Consider the following 16,783-nt stretch of genomic DNA (forward strand, 5'->3'; position numbering starts at 1 on the left):
GGTGGAGGGGGTGACGGGGTGACTTCCCTTCTCCCCTTGTGGGAGAAGGTGGCGCGAAGCGCCGGATGAGGGGTTGTTGCCGCGCGTGGGACCGTTCGCGAGGATAGAACCCCTCACCCGGCTTCGATGCTTCGCATCGAAGCCACCCTCTCCCACAAGGGGAGAGGGGAAGCGCACTCCGCTACCGCTGCTTTTGCCTTTCGCTGACACTTTTCGTTAAAATTCTCAGGCGCGCCTTAGGCGGATCGCATCATCTCTTTTCCATGATTGGGACAGATCAGCCGCCGCGACCTGCGGAGTTGGAGGAGACGTGCCAATGCATCCGCGAAAGTTCGTCCGTGTGAAGCCCGCGGGCCTGGTGTCACGCCAGGCCAAGATCATCACCGACCCGCGCGCGCCGGTGATCCCGTGCACGCTGATCGACTATTCGCCCGGCGGAGCCTGCGTCGATCTCGGCGGCCAGGTGGCGATCCCCGATCGCTTCGAGCTGCTCCACGTCAACACCAAGAAGCGCTGCCGCATCGCCTGGAAGCGCGGCACGCGCGTGGGCGTGGTGTTTTGAGGGGGCGCTGATAGCCTGCCCTGCTTCGGCATCGGCACTGCGCTCCCTCCCCCGCCTGCGGGGGAGGGTTGGGGAGAGGGTGTCTCTGCGTTGGGGTTGTCGAGAATTGACTGAGGCTCTCCCTGCGCGGCGAGAGATCTCTGCGGGATACCCGCGACGGCTCCGCCGCGGAGAGAGCCCTCTCCCCAACCCTCTCCCGCAAGCGGGAGAGGGAGCTCGGTCCCGACGCCGAAGCACTGTTCACACAATCTGCAACAGCCCGCCTTTGCGCTGCAAACGGTCAGCGTCTTCGCGCATGACGGCTCCGGCGGGGTCGGCTAGATTGCGGCCACAACAACAAACGAATTGTCCGGGGAGGACAGGCGTGCACCAGGGGCGTGTCGTGTTCGGTGCGATCGAGGAGGTCGTGTTCGGCCATCCTGCGGCTGAAGCCATCGTCGCGCAGATGGACCGGCTGGGAACAAGCCGCGCCTTCCTGATGGTGTCGGGGACGCTGAACCGGCAGACCGATGAGATCACGAAAATCAGGGAGGCGCTCGGCTCCCGCTGCGCCGGCCTGTTCGACGCCATGCCGGCGCATACGCCGCGCGAGGCGGTGATCGCGGCGACACAAGCGGCGCGCGCGGCGGAGGCGGATCTGATCGTCACCATCGGCGGCGGTTCCATCACCGACGGCGCCAAGGCGGTGCAGCTCTGCCTTGCCAACGGGATCGACGATATCGCCGGTATCGACCGCATCCGCGTGCACAAGGGCGTTGCGCCCGAGATGAAGGCGCCTCACGTGCGGCAGGTCAGCGTGCCGACCACGATCGCCGGCGGCGAGTTCTCATCGATCGCTGGTGTCACCGACCGCGCGAGCCACGTGAAGCAGATGCTGCGGCATCCGCTCGCGGTGCCGCGCGCGACCATCCTCGATCCTGCGATCACCGTGCACACGCCGGAATGGCTGTTCCTGTCGACCGGCATCCGCGCCATCGACCATTGCGTCGAGGCGATCTGCTCGCGCGAGACGCATCCTTACGCCGATGCGCAGGCGGTGAAGGGCCTCGCCATGCTCGCCGACGCGCTGCCGCGGGTGAAGGCCGACCCTTTGGATCTCGATGCGCGGATGGATGCGCAGATCGGCACCTGGCTGTCGATGGGTGCGCTCGCCGCCGGCGTGCCCATGGGCGCGAGCCACGGCATCGGCTACGTGCTGGGCGGGGCCTTCGACGTGCCGCACGGCTACACCTCCTGCGTCATGCTGCCGGCGGTGATGCGCTGGAACGCGCGCGACAATGCCGAGCGGCAGATGATCGTCGCGGCCGCCATGGGCTATCCCGGCCGCAATGCTGCCGACGTGCTCGATGCCTTCATCCGCTCGCTCGGCATGCCGCGCAGCCTCGCCGACGTGCGCATCGCGCCGGATCATTTCAATGCGATTGCGGAAGCCGCGATGCGCACGAACTGGATTCCGCGCAACCCGCGCAAGATCGCTAGCTCCGCCGATGTGCGCGAGATCCTGCTGCTTGCCGCCTGATCGACATCCGGAGGATCGATGTATACAGGTCACCACGCCCGCCTGCGTCCGCTGCAGCCCGCCTTCATCATGGCGGCGACCGGCGAGGCCGTCACCTATCGCGACTTGGAGGCGCGCAGCAACCGGCTGGCGCACTTGTTCCGCCAGCACGGCTTGAGGCGGCTCGACCATTATTCAATCTTCATGGAGAACAATGCGCGTTATCTCGAAGCCTGCGGCGCGGGCGAGCGCTCCGGGCTCTACTACACCTGCATCAACTCGTTCCTGACGCCGGGCGAGCTCGCCTATCTGCTCGTCAACAGCCAGTCGAAGATTTTGATCACGTCGATGGCCAAGCTCGCCATCGCGCGCGAGGCGATCGAGGCTTGTCCCGACATCAAGCTCTGCATCGTCGCCGACGGCCCGGGCGAGAGCGAGCGCATCGTTGGCCTATCGGAGGTGACCGCCGGCCTGCCGGCAACGCCGATTCCCGACGAGTGGCTCGGCACCGCCATGCTCTATTCCTCCGGCACGACGGGACGACCTAAGGGCATCCTGCGCCCGCTGCCGGAGGAGAAACCGAAGCACAATCTGCCGCTGTTCGATTTCCTGTTGAGGCTCTGGCACTACCGCGAGGGCATGGTCTACCTGTCGCCGGCGCCGCTCTATCATTCGGCGCCGCAGGCGGCCGTGAACCTCACGATCCGCATGGGCGGCACCGTGATCATCATGGAAAGCTTCGATCCCGAGCGTTACCTGCAGCTGGTCGAGCAATGGGGCATCACCCACACGCAATTGGTGCCGACGATGTTCTCGCGCATGCTGAAGTTGCCGGAGGAGGTGCGCGCCCGCTACGATCTGTCCTCGCTGGAGATCGCCATCCACGCCGCCGCGCCCTGTCCGCCGCAGGTCAAGGACGAGATGATCAAATGGTGGGGACCGATCATCCACGAATATTACGGCGCCACCGAAGGCCTCGGCTTCACCGCCTGCAACAGCGAGGAATGGCTGGCGCATCGCGGCACCGTCGGCAAGGTGCTGCTCGGGGACCTGCACATTCTCGACGAGAACATGCGGGAATGCCCGACCGGCACGCCCGGCCAGGTCTGGTTCAAGACGGCAACGCCGTTCGAATATTTCAACGATCCCGAGAAAACCAAGGAGGCGCGCTCTGCCGATGGGAGCATGAGCACGGTCGGCGACGTCGGCTATGTCGATGCCGACCGCTTCCTATACCTGACCGACCGCGCCACCTTCATGATCATCTCCGGCGGGGTGAACATCTATCCGCAGGAATGCGAGAACCTCCTGATCATCCACCCCAAGGTGGCGGACGCCGCGGTGTTCGGCGTACCCAATGCCGATCTCGGCGAGGAGGTGAAGGCGGTGGTGCAGCCGATGCCCGGCGTGGAGCCGGGGCCGGCGCTCGCCGAGGAGCTGATCGCGTTCTGCGCAAAGTCGCTGTCGCGGCAGAAGGTGCCGCGCTCGGTCGATTTCGAAAAGGAATTGCCGCGGCTGCCGACCGGCAAGCTGTACAAGCGGCTGCTGCGGGACCGGTACTGGGGGAACAAGGTCTCGCGGATCGTGTGAGGGCTGCTTCGCTGCGCGCGCCGGCAAGCGCAACAAACTCTGCTGTCGTCCCGGGGCGCGACGAAGTCGCGAGCCCGGGACCCATAACCCCAGGGAGGAGTTGCGGCATGAGCTGGCAACTCCAAGTCTTCGCCAAACTCCTCCCTGTGGCTATGGATCCCGGATCGGCGCGCGCTTAGGGCGCGCTTGTCCAGGATGACAGCGGAGGTTGTTGAGGCGACCTCGCGCAAACTCTCACAGGGAATCGCGTCTTCGCACCTGCACTCTCGCATGATGAGAGAAGCGCCTGAGATATTCCGTCATCCGAATTGTCGAGAGCGCAGCTAGCCTTGCGGGTTGCCTCGCTGCACGCGCCTCGCTATCGTCGGGATAAACAGGCCGCAAAAGGCCGAGGTCCAGGGAGGATGAGCATGCGGAGCGTGTGGGCGCTCGCCGCAATGGCGGCGTTATCTGTGCTGACGACCTCAACTGCCACGCTCGCCGGCGAGCCCAAGCAGGGCGGCATTTTGCGGATGTATCACCGCGACAGTCCGGCCAACGCCTCGATCCTCGAAGGCGCGACCTATTCGATCAACATTCCCTTCATGGGGGTGTTCAACAATCTCCTCATCTACGATCAGCACATCGCGCAGAACAGCCCCGATACGCTGCGGCCGGACCTCGCCGAAAGCTGGTCCTGGAGCAGCGACAACAAGAAGCTGACGTTCAAGCTGCGCCAGGGCGTGAAATGGCACGACGGCAAGCCGTTCACCTCGGCCGACGTCAAATGCAGCTTCGATCTGTTGATGGGCAAGTCGCAGCAGAAGCTGCGGCAGAATCCGCGCAAGGCCTGGTACAGCGAGGTCAACGAGGTCACGACCAACGGCGAATTCGAGGTCACCTTCGACCTGAAGCGGCCGCAGCCCTCGCTGCTGGCGATGCTCGCCTCCGGCTACACGCCGGTCTATCCCTGTCATGTCTCGCCGGCGGACATGCGCACTCATCCGATCGGGACCGGACCGTTCAAGTTCGTCGAGTTCAAGGCCAACGAATCGATCAAGCTGACGCGCAATCCCAACTATTGGAAGAAGGGCCTGCCCCATCTCGACGGCATCGAGTACACCATCATCACCAACCGCTCGACCGCGATCCTGGCCTTCGTCGCCGGCAAGTTCGACATGACCTTTCCGACGCACATCACGATCCCGCTTTTGAAGGACATCAAGTCGCAGGCGCCGAATGCGACCTGCGTCGTCGAGCCGACCAACGTCTCGACCAACATCATCGTCAATTCGACCTCCGCGCCGTTCGACAACATCGACATCCGCCGTGCCATGGCGCTCGCGCTCGACCGCAAGGCGTTCGTCGACATCCTGTTCGAAGGCCAGGGCGACATCGGCGGCACCATGCTGCCGCCGCCGCAGGGCCTCTGGGGCATGCCGAAGGACAGGCTGGAGACCATTCCGGGCTATGGCCGCGACATCAACGCCAACCGCGAGGAAGCCAAGAAGCTGATGCAGAAGGCGGGCTACGGTCCGGACAAGCGCCTCGCCGTGAAAGTCTCGACGCGTAACATCGCGGAATATCGCGACCCCGCCGTGATCCTGATCGACCAGCTCAAGACCATCTATATCGACGGCGAGCTCGACGTCGTGGAAACCGCGAACTGGTTCCCGAAGGTCGCGCGCAAGGATTACATGCTCGGCCTCAACCTGACCGGCAATGCCGTCGACGATCCCGACCAGTCGTTCTACGAGAACTATGCCTGCGGCTCGGAGCGGAACTACACCAATTATTGCAACAAGGAGATCGAGAAGCTGTTCGACGTGCAGTCGCAGGAGACCGACATCGGAAAGCGCAGGCCGCTGGTGTGGGACATCGACAAGAAGCTGCAGGAGGACGTCGCCCGCCCGATCATCTTCCATGCCCGCGCCGGCACCTGCTGGCACCCCCACGTCAAGGGCGTCACGATCATGTCGAACAGCTCCTACAACGGCTTCCGCTACGAGGACGTGTGGCTCGACAAGTGACGCGACGCTAACGGCTGGCGCGGAGGGCGGTGCATGTTTGCCTATCTGGTGCGGCGCCTGTTCCTGATGTTCGTGACCCTGTTCGGGATCTCGATCGTCATCTTCTTCCTGCTGCGCATCGTGCCGGGCAACATCGTCGACATCCTGTTCGCCGCCGCCGGCTATGTCGACCCGGCCGACAAGGCCAATCTGGAGAAGGAGCTCGGCATCGACCGTCCCCTGATCGTGCAATATTGGCACTGGATCAGCGGCTTCATGCGCGGCGATTTCGGCTTCTCCTACGTCTCGGAGAAGCCGGCGCTGCAGGAGATCCTGCCGCGGATTCCGATCACGGCAAAGCTCGCCGGCCTCGCGCTGCTGTTCTCGGCATCGATCGGCATTCCGCTCGGCGTCATCAGCGCGGTGAAGCAGGGCACGAAGCTCGACTACGCGCTTCGCGTCGTCAGCCTCAGCGGGCTGTCGCTGCCCTCGTTCTGGCTCGGCCTTCTGATCCTCACAGCGTCGGTGGCGATGTTCGGGCAGATGCCGATCTTCAATCCCAACCCGAAGACCTGGCTCGAGGCGTTCGCGACCTACGCCGTGCCGGCTGCCGCCGTCGGCTTCCGCAGCGCGGCGCTGACCATGCGCATCACACGCTCCTCGATGCTGGAGGTGCTGCGGCAGGACTACATCCGCACCGCCCGCGCCAAGGGCGCATCCGAGGCGGCGGTGAACTATCACCACGCGCTGAAGAACGCGATCCTGCCCGTGATCACGGTGATCGGCATCGAGGCGGCGTTCCTGATCGGCGGCCTGATCGTCACTGAGACCGTGTTCAACATCCCCGGCGTCGCGCGCTTCCTGGTGGAGGCGATCCGCTGGCGCGACTATCCGATCGTGCAGAACCTCGTGATGTTCATCGCGGTCGTGGTGGTGTTCGCCAATTTCACCGTCGACATGCTCTACGCGGTGTTCGACCCGCGGATCAGGTACACGGATTAGGAGAGCAGCTTGGCCGCGATCGACTTCGACGTTGAGCTGAGGCGGGCCGGGGCGCATGCGACCGGGGGCTGGCGGCGCGTGCTGTTCATGGCGCAGCGGCACGTGCTGGGCGCGGCCGGGCTCGTCATCATGACATTGTTCGTGCTGACGGCGATCTTCGCCGATGTCATCGCGCGCTATGATCCGCTGACCGTCGATTCCGCCCGCGCGCTGGCGCGGCCGAGCTGGGCGCACTGGATGGGCACCGATTCCTTCGGCCGCGACGTGTTCAGCCGCATCATCCACGGCGCGCGGATTTCGCTCGCGGTCGGCATCGGCTCGACCGTGCTCGGCGGCACCATCGGTGTGATCGTCGGCCTTACCTCGGGCTATCTCTCCGGCTGGTTCGATCTGGTGTTCCAGCGCGTCTCCGACGTGCTGCAGGCACTGCCGCTCCTGGTGCTGGCGCTAGTGATGACAGCCGCGCTCGGGCCCTCGCTGCCGAACGTGATCATCGCCATCGCCATTCCGCTGATCCCGACGGTGGCGCGCGTCATCCGAGCCAACACGCTGGCGCTACGCGAACAGCCGTTCGTGGAGGCCGCCAAGTCGATCGGCATGAGCGAGATGCGGATCGCGCTGCGTCACGTGCTGCCGAACACGCTGGCGCCGCTGATCGTGCTCGCCACCGCCCAGCTCGGCTCGACCATCCTGACCGAGGCTTCGCTGTCCTTCCTCGGCCTCGGCATTCCCGAACCCTATCCGTCGTGGGGGCGCATGTTGTCCGAATCCGCCGCCGAATATGTCCGCACCGCGCCGTGGCTGGTGATCTTCCCGGGCGTCGCGATCAGCCTCGCCGTGTTCGGCGCCAACCTGTTCGGCGACGCCCTGCGCGACATCCTGGATCCGAGGCAGCGCGGCTGATGGCGGACAAGACCGATCTGGTGCTCGACGTGAAGAACCTGAAGACGGTGTTCTTCACCAATTCCGGCCTGTTCAAGGCGGTCGACGACCTCTCCTTCAGCGTGAGGCGCGGCGAGACGCTGGCGATCGTCGGTGAATCCGGCTGCGGCAAGAGCGTCACCGCGCTGTCGCTGATGCGTCTCGTGCCCGATCCGCCCGGCCGGATCGTCGGCGGCTCCGTCTCGCTGGAAGGCACCGACCTGCTGGCGCTGGATGAGGCGCAGATGCGCGCCGTCAGGGGCAATCGCATCTCCATGATCTTCCAGGAGCCGATGACCTCGCTCAATCCGGTGATGCGGATCGGCGACCAGATCGTCGAGGCGGTGCGGCTGCATCGGCATATCTCGGCGAAAGAGGCGCAAGGCATCGCCGTCGAGATGCTGCGGCTGGTGCGCATTCCCGAGCCGGCGCGGCGCGCGCGCGAGTATCCGCACCAGCTCTCCGGCGGCATGCGCCAGCGTGCGATGATCGCAATGGCGCTGGCCTGCCGGCCGGCGCTCCTGATCGCGGATGAGCCGACCACCGCGCTCGACGTCACCATCCAGGCGCAGATCCTGGCGCTGATCCTCGACCTGCAGAAGGAGCTCGGCACCGGGCTCGTGCTGATCACGCACGATCTCGGCGTGGTCGCGCAGACCGCGCAACGCGTGATCGTGATGTATGCGGGGCGAAAGGTCGAGGAGGCCAGCGTCGAGGCGCTGTTCGCCGCGCCGAAGCATCCCTATACGCGCGGGCTGATGGCCTCGATCCCGGCCGTGCCGGCCTCCGGCGCCGCCGCGCAGGCGCGGCTGAACGAAATCCCCGGCACGGTGCCGTCGCTGGTGCGGCTGCCGCAAGGCTGCGCCTTCGCGCCGCGCTGCAAGCTCGCCATCAAGCGCTGCGAGGCCGAATATCCGCCGCTGGCAGATTGGGGCGGCGGGCATCTGGCCGCCTGCTGGCGCGCCGAAGAAGTCGCGGAGGTGGCATGACCGAGGCGTTGCTCGAAGTCACCGACCTCAAGAAGCACTACCCTGTGCGCGCCGGCGTGTTGCGCCGGCAGGTTGGCACCGTGCACGCGGTCGATGGCGTCTCGTTCGCGCTCGGCACCGGCGAGACGCTCGGCCTCGTCGGCGAATCCGGCTGCGGCAAGTCCACGGTGGCGCGCAGCGTGCTGCGGCTGGTCGAGCCGACCTCGGGCCAGATCCGTCTCGACGGCGAGGACATCACGCATCTGTCGAAAACGGCGATGCGGCCGCATCGCCGCTCGATGCAGATCGTGTTCCAGGATCCGTTCGCCTCGCTCAATCCGCGCATGACCGCCGGCGACATCGTTGGCGAGCCGATCGCCGTGCACGGACTTGCCACAGGCAAGGAGCTGGAAGCCCGGGTCGCAACACTGTTCGAGCAGGTGGGATTGCGGCCTGACCAGATGCGCAATTTCCCGCATCAGTTCTCCGGCGGTCAGCGCCAGCGCATCTGCATTGCCCGCGCGCTGGCGCTGGGGCCACGCCTGATCGTCTGCGACGAGCCGGTCTCCGCGCTCGACGTCTCGATCCAGGCGCAGGTGATCAACCTTCTGATCGACCTGCAGCGGCAGCACGGCTTCTCCTATCTCTTCATCGCGCACGACCTTGCCGTGGTCGCCCATATCAGCCACCGCGTTGCCGTGATGTATCTCGGCCGCATCGTCGAGATCGCCGACAAGGACGAGCTGTTCCGCAATCCCCGGCATCCCTACACCCAGGCCCTGCTCGCCTCGGTGCCGGTCGCCAACCCGCTGGCGAAGAAGCTCGCGCCGCTGGTCGACGGCGACGTGCCGAGCCCGGTCAATCCGCCGTCGGGCTGCGCATTTCACACCCGCTGCCGGTTTGCGATGGAGCGGTGCAAGACGCAGCGGCCGGCGCTGGTGGATGCCGGAGACGGGCATCAGGTGGCGTGTCTGCTCAATGACGGGACGGGGCGAGGCCGCTAAGGCGGACTCATAGAAGAAATGTCAGCTCCTGAGGGAGGAGCGGAAATCTTCTGCTCGGCAGAGCGTTACCGCTTTTGACCCAAAGCGGACCTCAAGGGGCTATATGGGATCATCCTCACATGGAAATGACCAGTAAGGGCGGCTCTCGAGATTTGCGGGCCCAAGCCGATGCACCTCGCCCGCCAAGCAGGCGTGACAGGGACGGCGGCACATCCAAAGGATCCGGACAAGAATCTTGAAGTAGCGCAAAAATTTTTGCAGGTCCTCTTGACTAGAAATCCGCGTATTCCTAGGTCGTTTGCCGCCCGGGGGCCGGTTCCGGACCCGGATTTTGGACATCGCTGAACCTACCCAAGGAGGATGTGCATGCATTTCCGCCCGTTGCACGACCGTGTGCTCGTGCGCCGCATCGATGCCGAGGAGAAGACCGCCGGCGGCATCATCATTCCCGACACCGCCAAGGAGAAGCCGCAGCAGGGCGAGGTCATCGCCGTGGGGCCGGGCGGGCGAAACGAGCAGGGCCAGCTTGTGCCGCTCGACGTCAAGGTCGGCGACCGGGTGCTGTTCGGCAAGTGGTCGGGCACCGAGGTCAAAATCGACGGCGAGGAGCTGTTGATCATGAAGGAAAGCGATCTTCTCGGCGTGGCCGAGCAGGCCGGCACGCTGAAGAAGGCGGCGTAACGCTGACAGTCATCGAACGGAAAGGAGTTTAACAACATGGCTGCCAAGGACGTGAAGTTCGCGACCGAGGCCCGCGAGCGCATGCTGCAGGGCGTCGACACACTGGCGAATGCGGTGAAGGTCACGCTCGGTCCAAAGGGGCGCAACGTCGTCCTCGAGAAATCGTTCGGCGCTCCCCGCATCACCAAGGACGGCGTCACCGTCGCCAAGGAGATCGAGCTGGAGGACAAGTTCGAGAATATGGGCGCCCAGATGGTGCGCGAGGTCGCCTCGAAGACCAGTGATCTCGCCGGAGACGGCACCACCACGGCGACGGTGCTGGCGCAGGCCATCGTCAAGGAGGGCGCCAAGGCCGTCGCGGCCGGCATGAATCCGATGGACCTCAAGCGCGGCGTCGACCTTGCCGTGGATGCGATCGTCGCCGACCTCAAGTCGCACGCCAAGAAGATCACCTCTAACGACGAGATCGCCCAGGTCGGCACCATCTCGGCCAACGGCGACACCGAGATCGGCCGCTTCCTGGCGGATGCGATGCAGAAGGTCGGCAATGAGGGCGTGATCACGGTCGAGGAAGCGAAGAGCCTGCACACCGAGCTCGAAGTGGTCGAGGGCATGCAGTTCGACCGCGGCTACATCTCGCCCTATTTCGTCACCAACGCCGAGAAGATGAAGGCCGAGCTCGAAGATCCCTATGTGCTGATCCACGAGAAGAAGCTGTCGGGCCTGCAGACCGTGCTGCCGCTGCTGGAGCAGGTCGTGCAATCCGGCAAGCCGCTCCTGATCATCGCGGAGGAGGTCGAGGGTGAGGCGCTGGCGACGCTGGTCGTCAACCGCCTGCGCGGCGGCCTGAAGGTGGCCGCCGTCAAGGCGCCGGGCTTCGGCGACCGCCGCAAGGCGATGCTGGAGGATATCGCGATCCTTACCGGCGGCACCGTGATCTCCGAAGATCTCGGCATCAAGCTCGAGAACGTCACCGTGAAGATGCTGGGCCGTGCCAAGAAAGTGGTGATCGAGAAGGAGAACACGACGATCGTGGACGGCGCCGGCGCCAAGAAGGACATCGAGGCGCGCAGCCAGCAGATCAGGGCGCAGATCGAGGAAACCACCTCGGACTACGACCGCGAGAAGCTGCAGGAGCGTCTCGCCAAGCTCGCCGGCGGCGTCGCGGTGATCCGGGTCGGCGGCGCGACCGAGGTCGAGGTCAAGGAGCGCAAGGACCGCGTGGACGATGCGCTGCACGCGACCCGGGCCGCGGTCGAGGAAGGCATCCTGCCGGGCGGCGGCGTGGCACTGCTGCGCGCGCTCAAGGCGCTCGACGGGGTCAAGACCGCCAATGTCGACCAGAAGGCGGGCGTGGACATCGTGCGCCGCGCCATCCAGGTCCCGGCGCGGCAGATCGTGCAGAATGCGGGTGAGGACGGCTCCGTCGTCGTCGGCAAGCTGCTCGAGAACCAGACCTACACCTGGGGCTTCAATGCCGCGACTGGCGAGTACCAGGATCTGGTGCAGGCCGGCGTGATCGATCCTGCCAAGGTCGTCCGCACCGCCTTGCAGGATGCGGCCTCGGTGGCCTCGCTGCTCATCACGACCGAAGCGCTGGTGGCCGAGAAGCCGAAGAAGACGGAAGCGCCGAGCGCTCCCGCGATGGACTTCTAAGGACGGGCGAGCCCGGCCGAACGGCCGGGCTCGTTTGCCATGGATCTGTGACTGTGTTCTCGAACGAAAGGAGGATGAAATGATCAAGGATCGTGCTTTCTCCGCTCGCGGGGAAACCACTCGGAAAACGTTGCGGCGGCTCGCCGCCTTGGCCGTTGGGGCTGGCCTCTCGCTGGTGCCCTTTGCGGCCTTTGGCGCCGAAAGCCCCGGCCCTGCCGCCAAGACTGCGGACAGTTTCGAGCGGCTCGCCTTGCCGCCGATCCCGTACCTGGACACGATGCCGTGGTCGAGCTGGGATCGGGGCAGCCCGACCATGAAGGTGGACACATTGCTGCCGGTCCTCGGGCCATCCGGGATCCGGCTCGACCTCACGCCGCCTGATCGGGACAGGCCGGAGCCTGCCACCAGCTGATACGGGGGAGCGGCCGGCGAGGCCGCTCCTCATCGTTGCAGCCACTCATCGCTCACGCGAAAGGAGGATCATCAGATGAGAGGCATTGTCCTCGCCGTCGCTTTGTTGGGCATGGCCAATGGGCTCCAGGCCAAGGAGGCCGACACGCCTCGCGCCGAGATGCGGAGCTCGGCCGAGCCCGCCCGGCAGCTTGCGACCAGTTCCGTCGGAGCGTCTCGGAGCAATCCTGAGAAGTCCGGCCAGACCGAGCGCAGGAGCCGGGAGTTTTCGCCCGAACGTCTTGTCCCCGATATCTGCAGAGGATGCTGATCGGCCTTGGCCGATCAGCATTCTTCTTCGCTCGCCTAACGCGACGTCGCAAGGCGCGCCTCATCGAGGCGCGCGAACATCTTCGCCTTGATCCGCTGCAACGCGCGCTGCTCGATCTGCCGGACGCGCTCGCGCGAGATGCCGAACTTGCCGGCGAGCGCATCCAGCGTCTGCTGAGGCTCGCCGAGATATCGCGCCTCGACGATGCTGCGCTCCCGCGGTGTCAGCGCAGCGAGTGCATCGGCGAGGGCAGCCTTGGTGCGTTCACGGTCGGCCGCGTCCAGCAGCAGACTCTCCGGATCGGGAGAGAGATCCACCAGCCGGTCCTGCCATTGGTCGCCTTCTGTCTCGACGCTGATCGGCGCGTTGAGTGAGATGTCGCCGCGCAGCCGGCCGTTCATCTCGGCGACGTCGGCTTCCCTGACGTCGAGATGCCTCGCGATAGATGTCAGCTGATCCGTCCGGAGCTCGCCATCCTCCGCAACGCCAAGCTTGTTCTTCAGCTTGCGCAGGTTGAAGAACAGCTTCTTCTGCGCAGCAGTGGTGCCCAGCTTGACGAGCGACCATGATCGCAGGATGTATTCCTGAACCGAGGCCTTGATCCACCAGGAGGCATAGGTCGCAAGCCGGAAGCCTTTCTCGGGATCGAACCGCTTGACGGCCAGCATCAGCCCGACATTGGCCTCCGAGATGAGGTCGGCGATGGCGAGGCCATAGCGGCGATATTGCAGCGCGATCTTCGCCGCGAGCCGCAAATGGCTCGTCACCAGCCGATAGGCGGCGTCACGATCGCCGCTATCGCGCAATCGCCTCGCATAGTCGGCTTCCTCCGATGCCTCGAGCAGCGGAAAACGATGGATCTCCTTGAGATAGCGGGATAGCCCGCTTTCCCCGTGAAGGGCAGGAAGTGAGGCAACCAACATCGCGCCCTCCCTCACGAGCACCGTTCGCCCCGATCAGGGGCGCCTTGCCGATCCAAGCGATAATCTGAGTGAAGCGCCGAGAGCGGCGCGGTCCGAGCGCAGTCAGGTTTCATGGCCAAATCCTCGTTAGAGCAAGATGGTTGGACCACCGCGAACCTGATCGCTGAGCCCGATCATGGCACCCAGACGCCTCAGGCCGGTGGGCGCCACTAGAATTTGGAAATGGCCGGAATGTTCCAGCGTGAACGGTCGTGACGGAAATTGCGATTGCCGTATGCCTTTGCCGCTGCAGACAGGCTCTTGAAACGCGAAGCCTTCATTCCAATCTGGTCCACGCAGGCGCCGATGAGGCTGCACGCATGTTTGGTTCGTGGGATGGATAACTATCGTGATCTCGTGAGCGCGGCTCTTGCGCTGTTCTGCGCCGGCTTGATGTTGGTGGCCGGCCATCTCCTGATCGAATGGCACGCCAGAAGCACCGATCCCGGCATCGGGATCGAGGCGCCGAAGCGCGACGGCGCGCCCGCGCCGCTCATCTCGAACGGTTCGCCGCCGGACACGTGGATGATCGAGCTTCCCGCCGAGATCAGGCGCAAGCGCGCCGCGTGAGTGGCCCTAGATCGCCCGCAGCCCTTCCTTGGGCATTTCCCGGATCAGCGCATCGATGTCGCTCTGCTCCAGCGTCTCCTTCTCGAGCAGCTTCCTTGCGGCGCGGTCCAGGATCGGCCGCCGCGTGGTCAGGATGCCCTGGGTGCGCTGGAACACCTGGTCGACGATGGTTTTCACCTCGTGGTCGACCGCGGCCGCGGTCTCCTCGGCATAGTCGCGCTCGCGCGTCGGATAGGGGCGGTCAGGGCCGGCCAGGAAGTTGCCGGGATCGCGCTCATAGGCGACGCTGCCGAGACGCTCCGACATGCCGTAGCGCGTCACCATGCTGCGGGCGATATCGGTGACGCGGCGCAGGTCGTCCGCCGCACCGGTCGACAAGTGCCCGAACACGATAAGCTCCGCGGCGCGGCCGCCGAGCAGCACTGCCATCTTGTTCTCCAGCTCCTCCTTGGTCATCAGGAAACGGTCCTCGATCGGCCGCTGGATGGTGTAGCCGAGCGCGCCGACGCCGCGCGGGATGATCGAGACCTTGTGCACGGGATCGGTCCCCGGCAGTGAGAGCGCGACGAGGGCGTGCCCCATCTCGTGATAGGCGACGATCTCGCGTTCCCTGGGGTTGAGCAGGCGGTTGCGCTTTTCCAGGCCTGCGATCATGCGCTCGACCGCATTGTTGAAATCGCTCATGGTCACCGCCTCGGCGGCGCGGCGCGTCGCCAGCAGCGCGGCCTCGTTGACGAGATTGGCGAGATCCGCGCCCGTGAAGCCTGGTGTCAGCGCGGCAACGGCGTCTGCATCGACATTCTCGGCCAGGCGCACCTTCTTCATGTGCACCTTGAGGATCTCGATCCGGCCCCGCTTGTCTGGACGGTCGACCAGCACCTGGCGGTCAAAGCGGCCGGCGCGGAGCAGGGCAGGGTCGAGGATCTCGGGCCGGTTGGTGGCGGCGAGGATGACGAGCCCGGAGCGCGAATCGAAGCCGTCGAGCTCGACGAGCAGCTGGTTGAGCGTCTGCTCCTTCTCGTCATGGCCGCCGGCGAACGGGCCGATGCCGCGGGCGCGGCCCAGTGCGTCGAGCTCGTCGATGAAGATGATGGCCGGCGCCTTTTCGCGCGCCTGCTGGAACAGGTCCCGCACCCGCGCCGCGCCGACGCCGACGAACATCTCGACGAACTCCGAGCCGGAGATCGAGAAGAACGGCACCCTGGCCTCGCCGGCCACGGCCTTGGCGAGCAAGGTCTTGCCTGTACCCGGCGGCCCCACCAGCAGCACGCCCTTCGGCATGCGGCCGCCGAGCCGGCCATAGTCGGTCGGGTTCTTCAGGAAATCGACAACCTCGCGCAGTTCGTCCTTGGCCTCGTCCACGCCGGCGACGTCGACAAAGGTGACGCCGGTGTTGGATTCGACGTAGACCTTGGCCTTGCTCTTGCCGATCGCCATCAGCCCGCCGCCGATCCCGCCGCCCTCGGCCATGCGGCGGCCGATGTACCACCAGACGCCGAAGAACAGCAGAACCGGCATGACCCAGGACAACAGGTCGCGCAGAAACGTGCTCTCGATCTGCCCGGTGAAGCGGACGCTGTGCTTCTCTAGCTCCTGGGCGACGTCCTGGTCGACACGCGTGGTGACGAACTGCTTCTGCCCGCCGGGCAGCGGCTCCTTCAGCGTGCCCTGCAAGGTGCGGTCGGAGATGCCGACCGCCTCGACTTTCCCCTGCCGCAGCAATTGCTGATATTCGCTGTAGGGGATCACGGCGATCTGGTTCGCCGCCGAGATCAGATACTGGATTAGGAAGACCGCGAAAATTGCGGCGATGGCATATCCGAGATTGAAACGGGCATTCTTGTTCATGCGAAGACCAGATCCGATCGTGTTTCGCGGGCCGGGCTAACGTCGAGGCGCATCTTGGCGCGCGCGCTCGGGCCCGGTGCGCGTCCGGACCTGCATCTTAGCGACAGAACTTCTCCTGCTGCCATCGGTTCCAGTCGTCCCAAACGCGGGCGCGGCAGCGCCGTACTCAGGCGATCGAGATGCCAGGCAGCGATAAGGCCCGGTTGCAGGCCGGGCCTTTGCATCAGTTCACCAGGGATACCAGTAAGGGTATGCCGCCGGATAATACCGGACGGTCCGGTAATATCGGGGGCCGTAATAATATCGCGGCGGACCATAGACCGGCGCATAGTAGACCGGAGGTGCAGCCGCGGCGGCAAGTGCTCCGGTGAACAGGCCGAGCGCGATGGCCGGACCAATGCCTGGACCGCCCCAATGATGATGATGGCCCCGCCAATGGGCCGAGGCCGGCGCAACCGTTCCGATGAGGAGCGTTGCTGCCGCGGCGATTGCAAGAGCAAGCTTTCTCATGTGACTTCCCTCGACTTATGCCCGCGCAAGCGGGCTTCTCGATCCTTTGCATGAGTTTCGTTTTGCCGGACACAGCCGGCAGCGTCTGAACTTAGGATGGGCGGCGACGACTTCAAGCCTCTAACCGACAATTGGCCAAGTGGAGAGAACAGTCAGATCGTGTCAATCGAAGAAGGGCTTCGAACGTCCCTGCTGGCGCGTGCCAATAGTGACTAAGTCCGTAAATTCAGCCTTTGGTCCATCTGCGAAGTTGCGCTGCGTCTCACAGAGGTCTGCTTATCGCGGCAGAGCGGTCCAGATTT

At 65.1% G+C, this 16,783-nt stretch carries 15 protein-coding genes; 12 read left to right on the forward strand and 3 right to left on the reverse strand.

From position 1 onward, the window contains the following. Positions 1 to 316 precede the first annotated feature (316 nt). The 11 genes from I6F09_RS32840 to I6F09_RS32890 all read left to right on the forward strand — a co-directional run bounded on the left by I6F09_RS32840 (position 317) and on the right by I6F09_RS32890 (position 12,282). Entirely contained in the window at positions 317 to 562 is a 246-nt protein-coding gene (locus tag I6F09_RS32840; protein ID WP_036020176.1) for a PilZ domain-containing protein, read from the forward strand. 364 nt (positions 563 to 926) lie between these two features. Beyond that, the gene (locus I6F09_RS32845; protein ID WP_225189859.1) at positions 927 to 2,081 is read left to right on the forward strand and encodes an iron-containing alcohol dehydrogenase; all 1,155 of its coding nucleotides are present in this window, start codon (positions 927 to 929) and stop codon (positions 2,079 to 2,081) included. Between the two features lie 18 nt (positions 2,082 to 2,099). Beyond that, positions 2,100 to 3,650 carry an AMP-binding protein gene (locus tag I6F09_RS32850; RefSeq protein ID WP_225189860.1) on the forward strand — a complete coding sequence of 517 codons (1,551 nt, stop codon included), beginning with the start codon at positions 2,100 to 2,102 and terminating at the stop codon, positions 3,648 to 3,650. A 410-nt stretch (positions 3,651 to 4,060) separates the two neighbouring features. After that, on the forward strand, positions 4,061 to 5,659 hold the full coding sequence (locus I6F09_RS32855) for an ABC transporter substrate-binding protein (protein ID WP_225189861.1): 1,599 nt from the start codon (positions 4,061 to 4,063) through the stop codon (positions 5,657 to 5,659). A gap of 33 nt (positions 5,660 to 5,692) precedes the next feature. Then, a complete protein-coding gene (locus tag I6F09_RS32860) occupies positions 5,693 to 6,640 on the forward strand; it encodes an ABC transporter permease (RefSeq protein ID WP_036002026.1) in 948 nt (315 codons plus the stop codon). A gap of 9 nt (positions 6,641 to 6,649) precedes the next feature. Beyond that, a complete protein-coding gene (locus I6F09_RS32865; RefSeq protein ID WP_036020171.1) occupies positions 6,650 to 7,543 on the forward strand; it encodes an ABC transporter permease in 894 nt (297 codons plus the stop codon). Beyond that, complete coding sequence (locus tag I6F09_RS32870) at positions 7,543 to 8,550, forward strand: ABC transporter ATP-binding protein (protein ID WP_036002031.1); 1,008 nt, start codon at positions 7,543 to 7,545, stop codon at positions 8,548 to 8,550. Before I6F09_RS32865 ends, I6F09_RS32870 begins: the two co-directional genes overlap by 1 nt. Continuing rightward, positions 8,547 to 9,533: a dipeptide ABC transporter ATP-binding protein gene (locus I6F09_RS32875; RefSeq protein ID WP_225148580.1), complete on the forward strand. Its 987-nt coding sequence runs from the start codon at positions 8,547 to 8,549 to the stop codon at positions 9,531 to 9,533. Before I6F09_RS32870 ends, I6F09_RS32875 begins: the two co-directional genes overlap by 4 nt. A 366-nt stretch (positions 9,534 to 9,899) precedes the next feature. Then, positions 9,900 to 10,214 (forward strand): co-chaperone GroES, encoded by a 315-nt coding sequence (groES, locus tag I6F09_RS32880; RefSeq protein ID WP_036020204.1) that lies wholly within the window; start codon positions 9,900 to 9,902, stop codon positions 10,212 to 10,214. Between the two features lie 36 nt (positions 10,215 to 10,250). Then, positions 10,251 to 11,870 (forward strand): chaperonin GroEL, encoded by a 1,620-nt coding sequence (gene groL, locus I6F09_RS32885; RefSeq protein WP_225189862.1) that lies wholly within the window; start codon positions 10,251 to 10,253, stop codon positions 11,868 to 11,870. A 79-nt stretch (positions 11,871 to 11,949) separates the two neighbouring features. Continuing rightward, on the forward strand, positions 11,950 to 12,282 hold the full coding sequence (locus tag I6F09_RS32890) for a hypothetical protein (protein ID WP_225153563.1): 333 nt from the start codon (positions 11,950 to 11,952) through the stop codon (positions 12,280 to 12,282). A gap of 344 nt (positions 12,283 to 12,626) precedes the next feature. Here the strand turns inward: I6F09_RS32890 and rpoH are convergent, their stop codons facing one another. Beyond that, positions 12,627 to 13,514: an RNA polymerase sigma factor RpoH gene (gene rpoH / locus I6F09_RS32895; protein WP_225189863.1), complete on the reverse strand. Its 888-nt coding sequence runs from the start codon at positions 13,512 to 13,514 to the stop codon at positions 12,627 to 12,629. A 375-nt stretch (positions 13,515 to 13,889) separates the two neighbouring features. Here rpoH and I6F09_RS32900 point away from each other — a divergent pair, with 375 nt between their 5' ends. After that, complete coding sequence (locus tag I6F09_RS32900) at positions 13,890 to 14,123, forward strand: hypothetical protein (protein WP_225189864.1); 234 nt, start codon at positions 13,890 to 13,892, stop codon at positions 14,121 to 14,123. 6 nt (positions 14,124 to 14,129) lie between these two features. On the opposite strand, the gene ftsH is transcribed toward I6F09_RS32900, so the two are convergent. Continuing rightward, entirely contained in the window at positions 14,130 to 15,971 is a 1,842-nt protein-coding gene (gene ftsH / locus I6F09_RS32905; protein ID WP_225189865.1) for an ATP-dependent zinc metalloprotease FtsH, read from the reverse strand. A 228-nt stretch (positions 15,972 to 16,199) separates the two neighbouring features. After that, positions 16,200 to 16,481, reverse strand: a complete 282-nt coding sequence (locus I6F09_RS32910) for a hypothetical protein (RefSeq protein WP_036002069.1) — start codon at positions 16,479 to 16,481, stop codon at positions 16,200 to 16,202. Positions 16,482 to 16,783 lie beyond the last annotated feature (302 nt).

Origin of the sequence: Bradyrhizobium sp. IC3195 (assembly GCF_020193585.1) — a bacterium.
Classification (GTDB): Bacteria; Pseudomonadota; Alphaproteobacteria; order Rhizobiales; family Xanthobacteraceae; genus Bradyrhizobium; species Bradyrhizobium yuanmingense.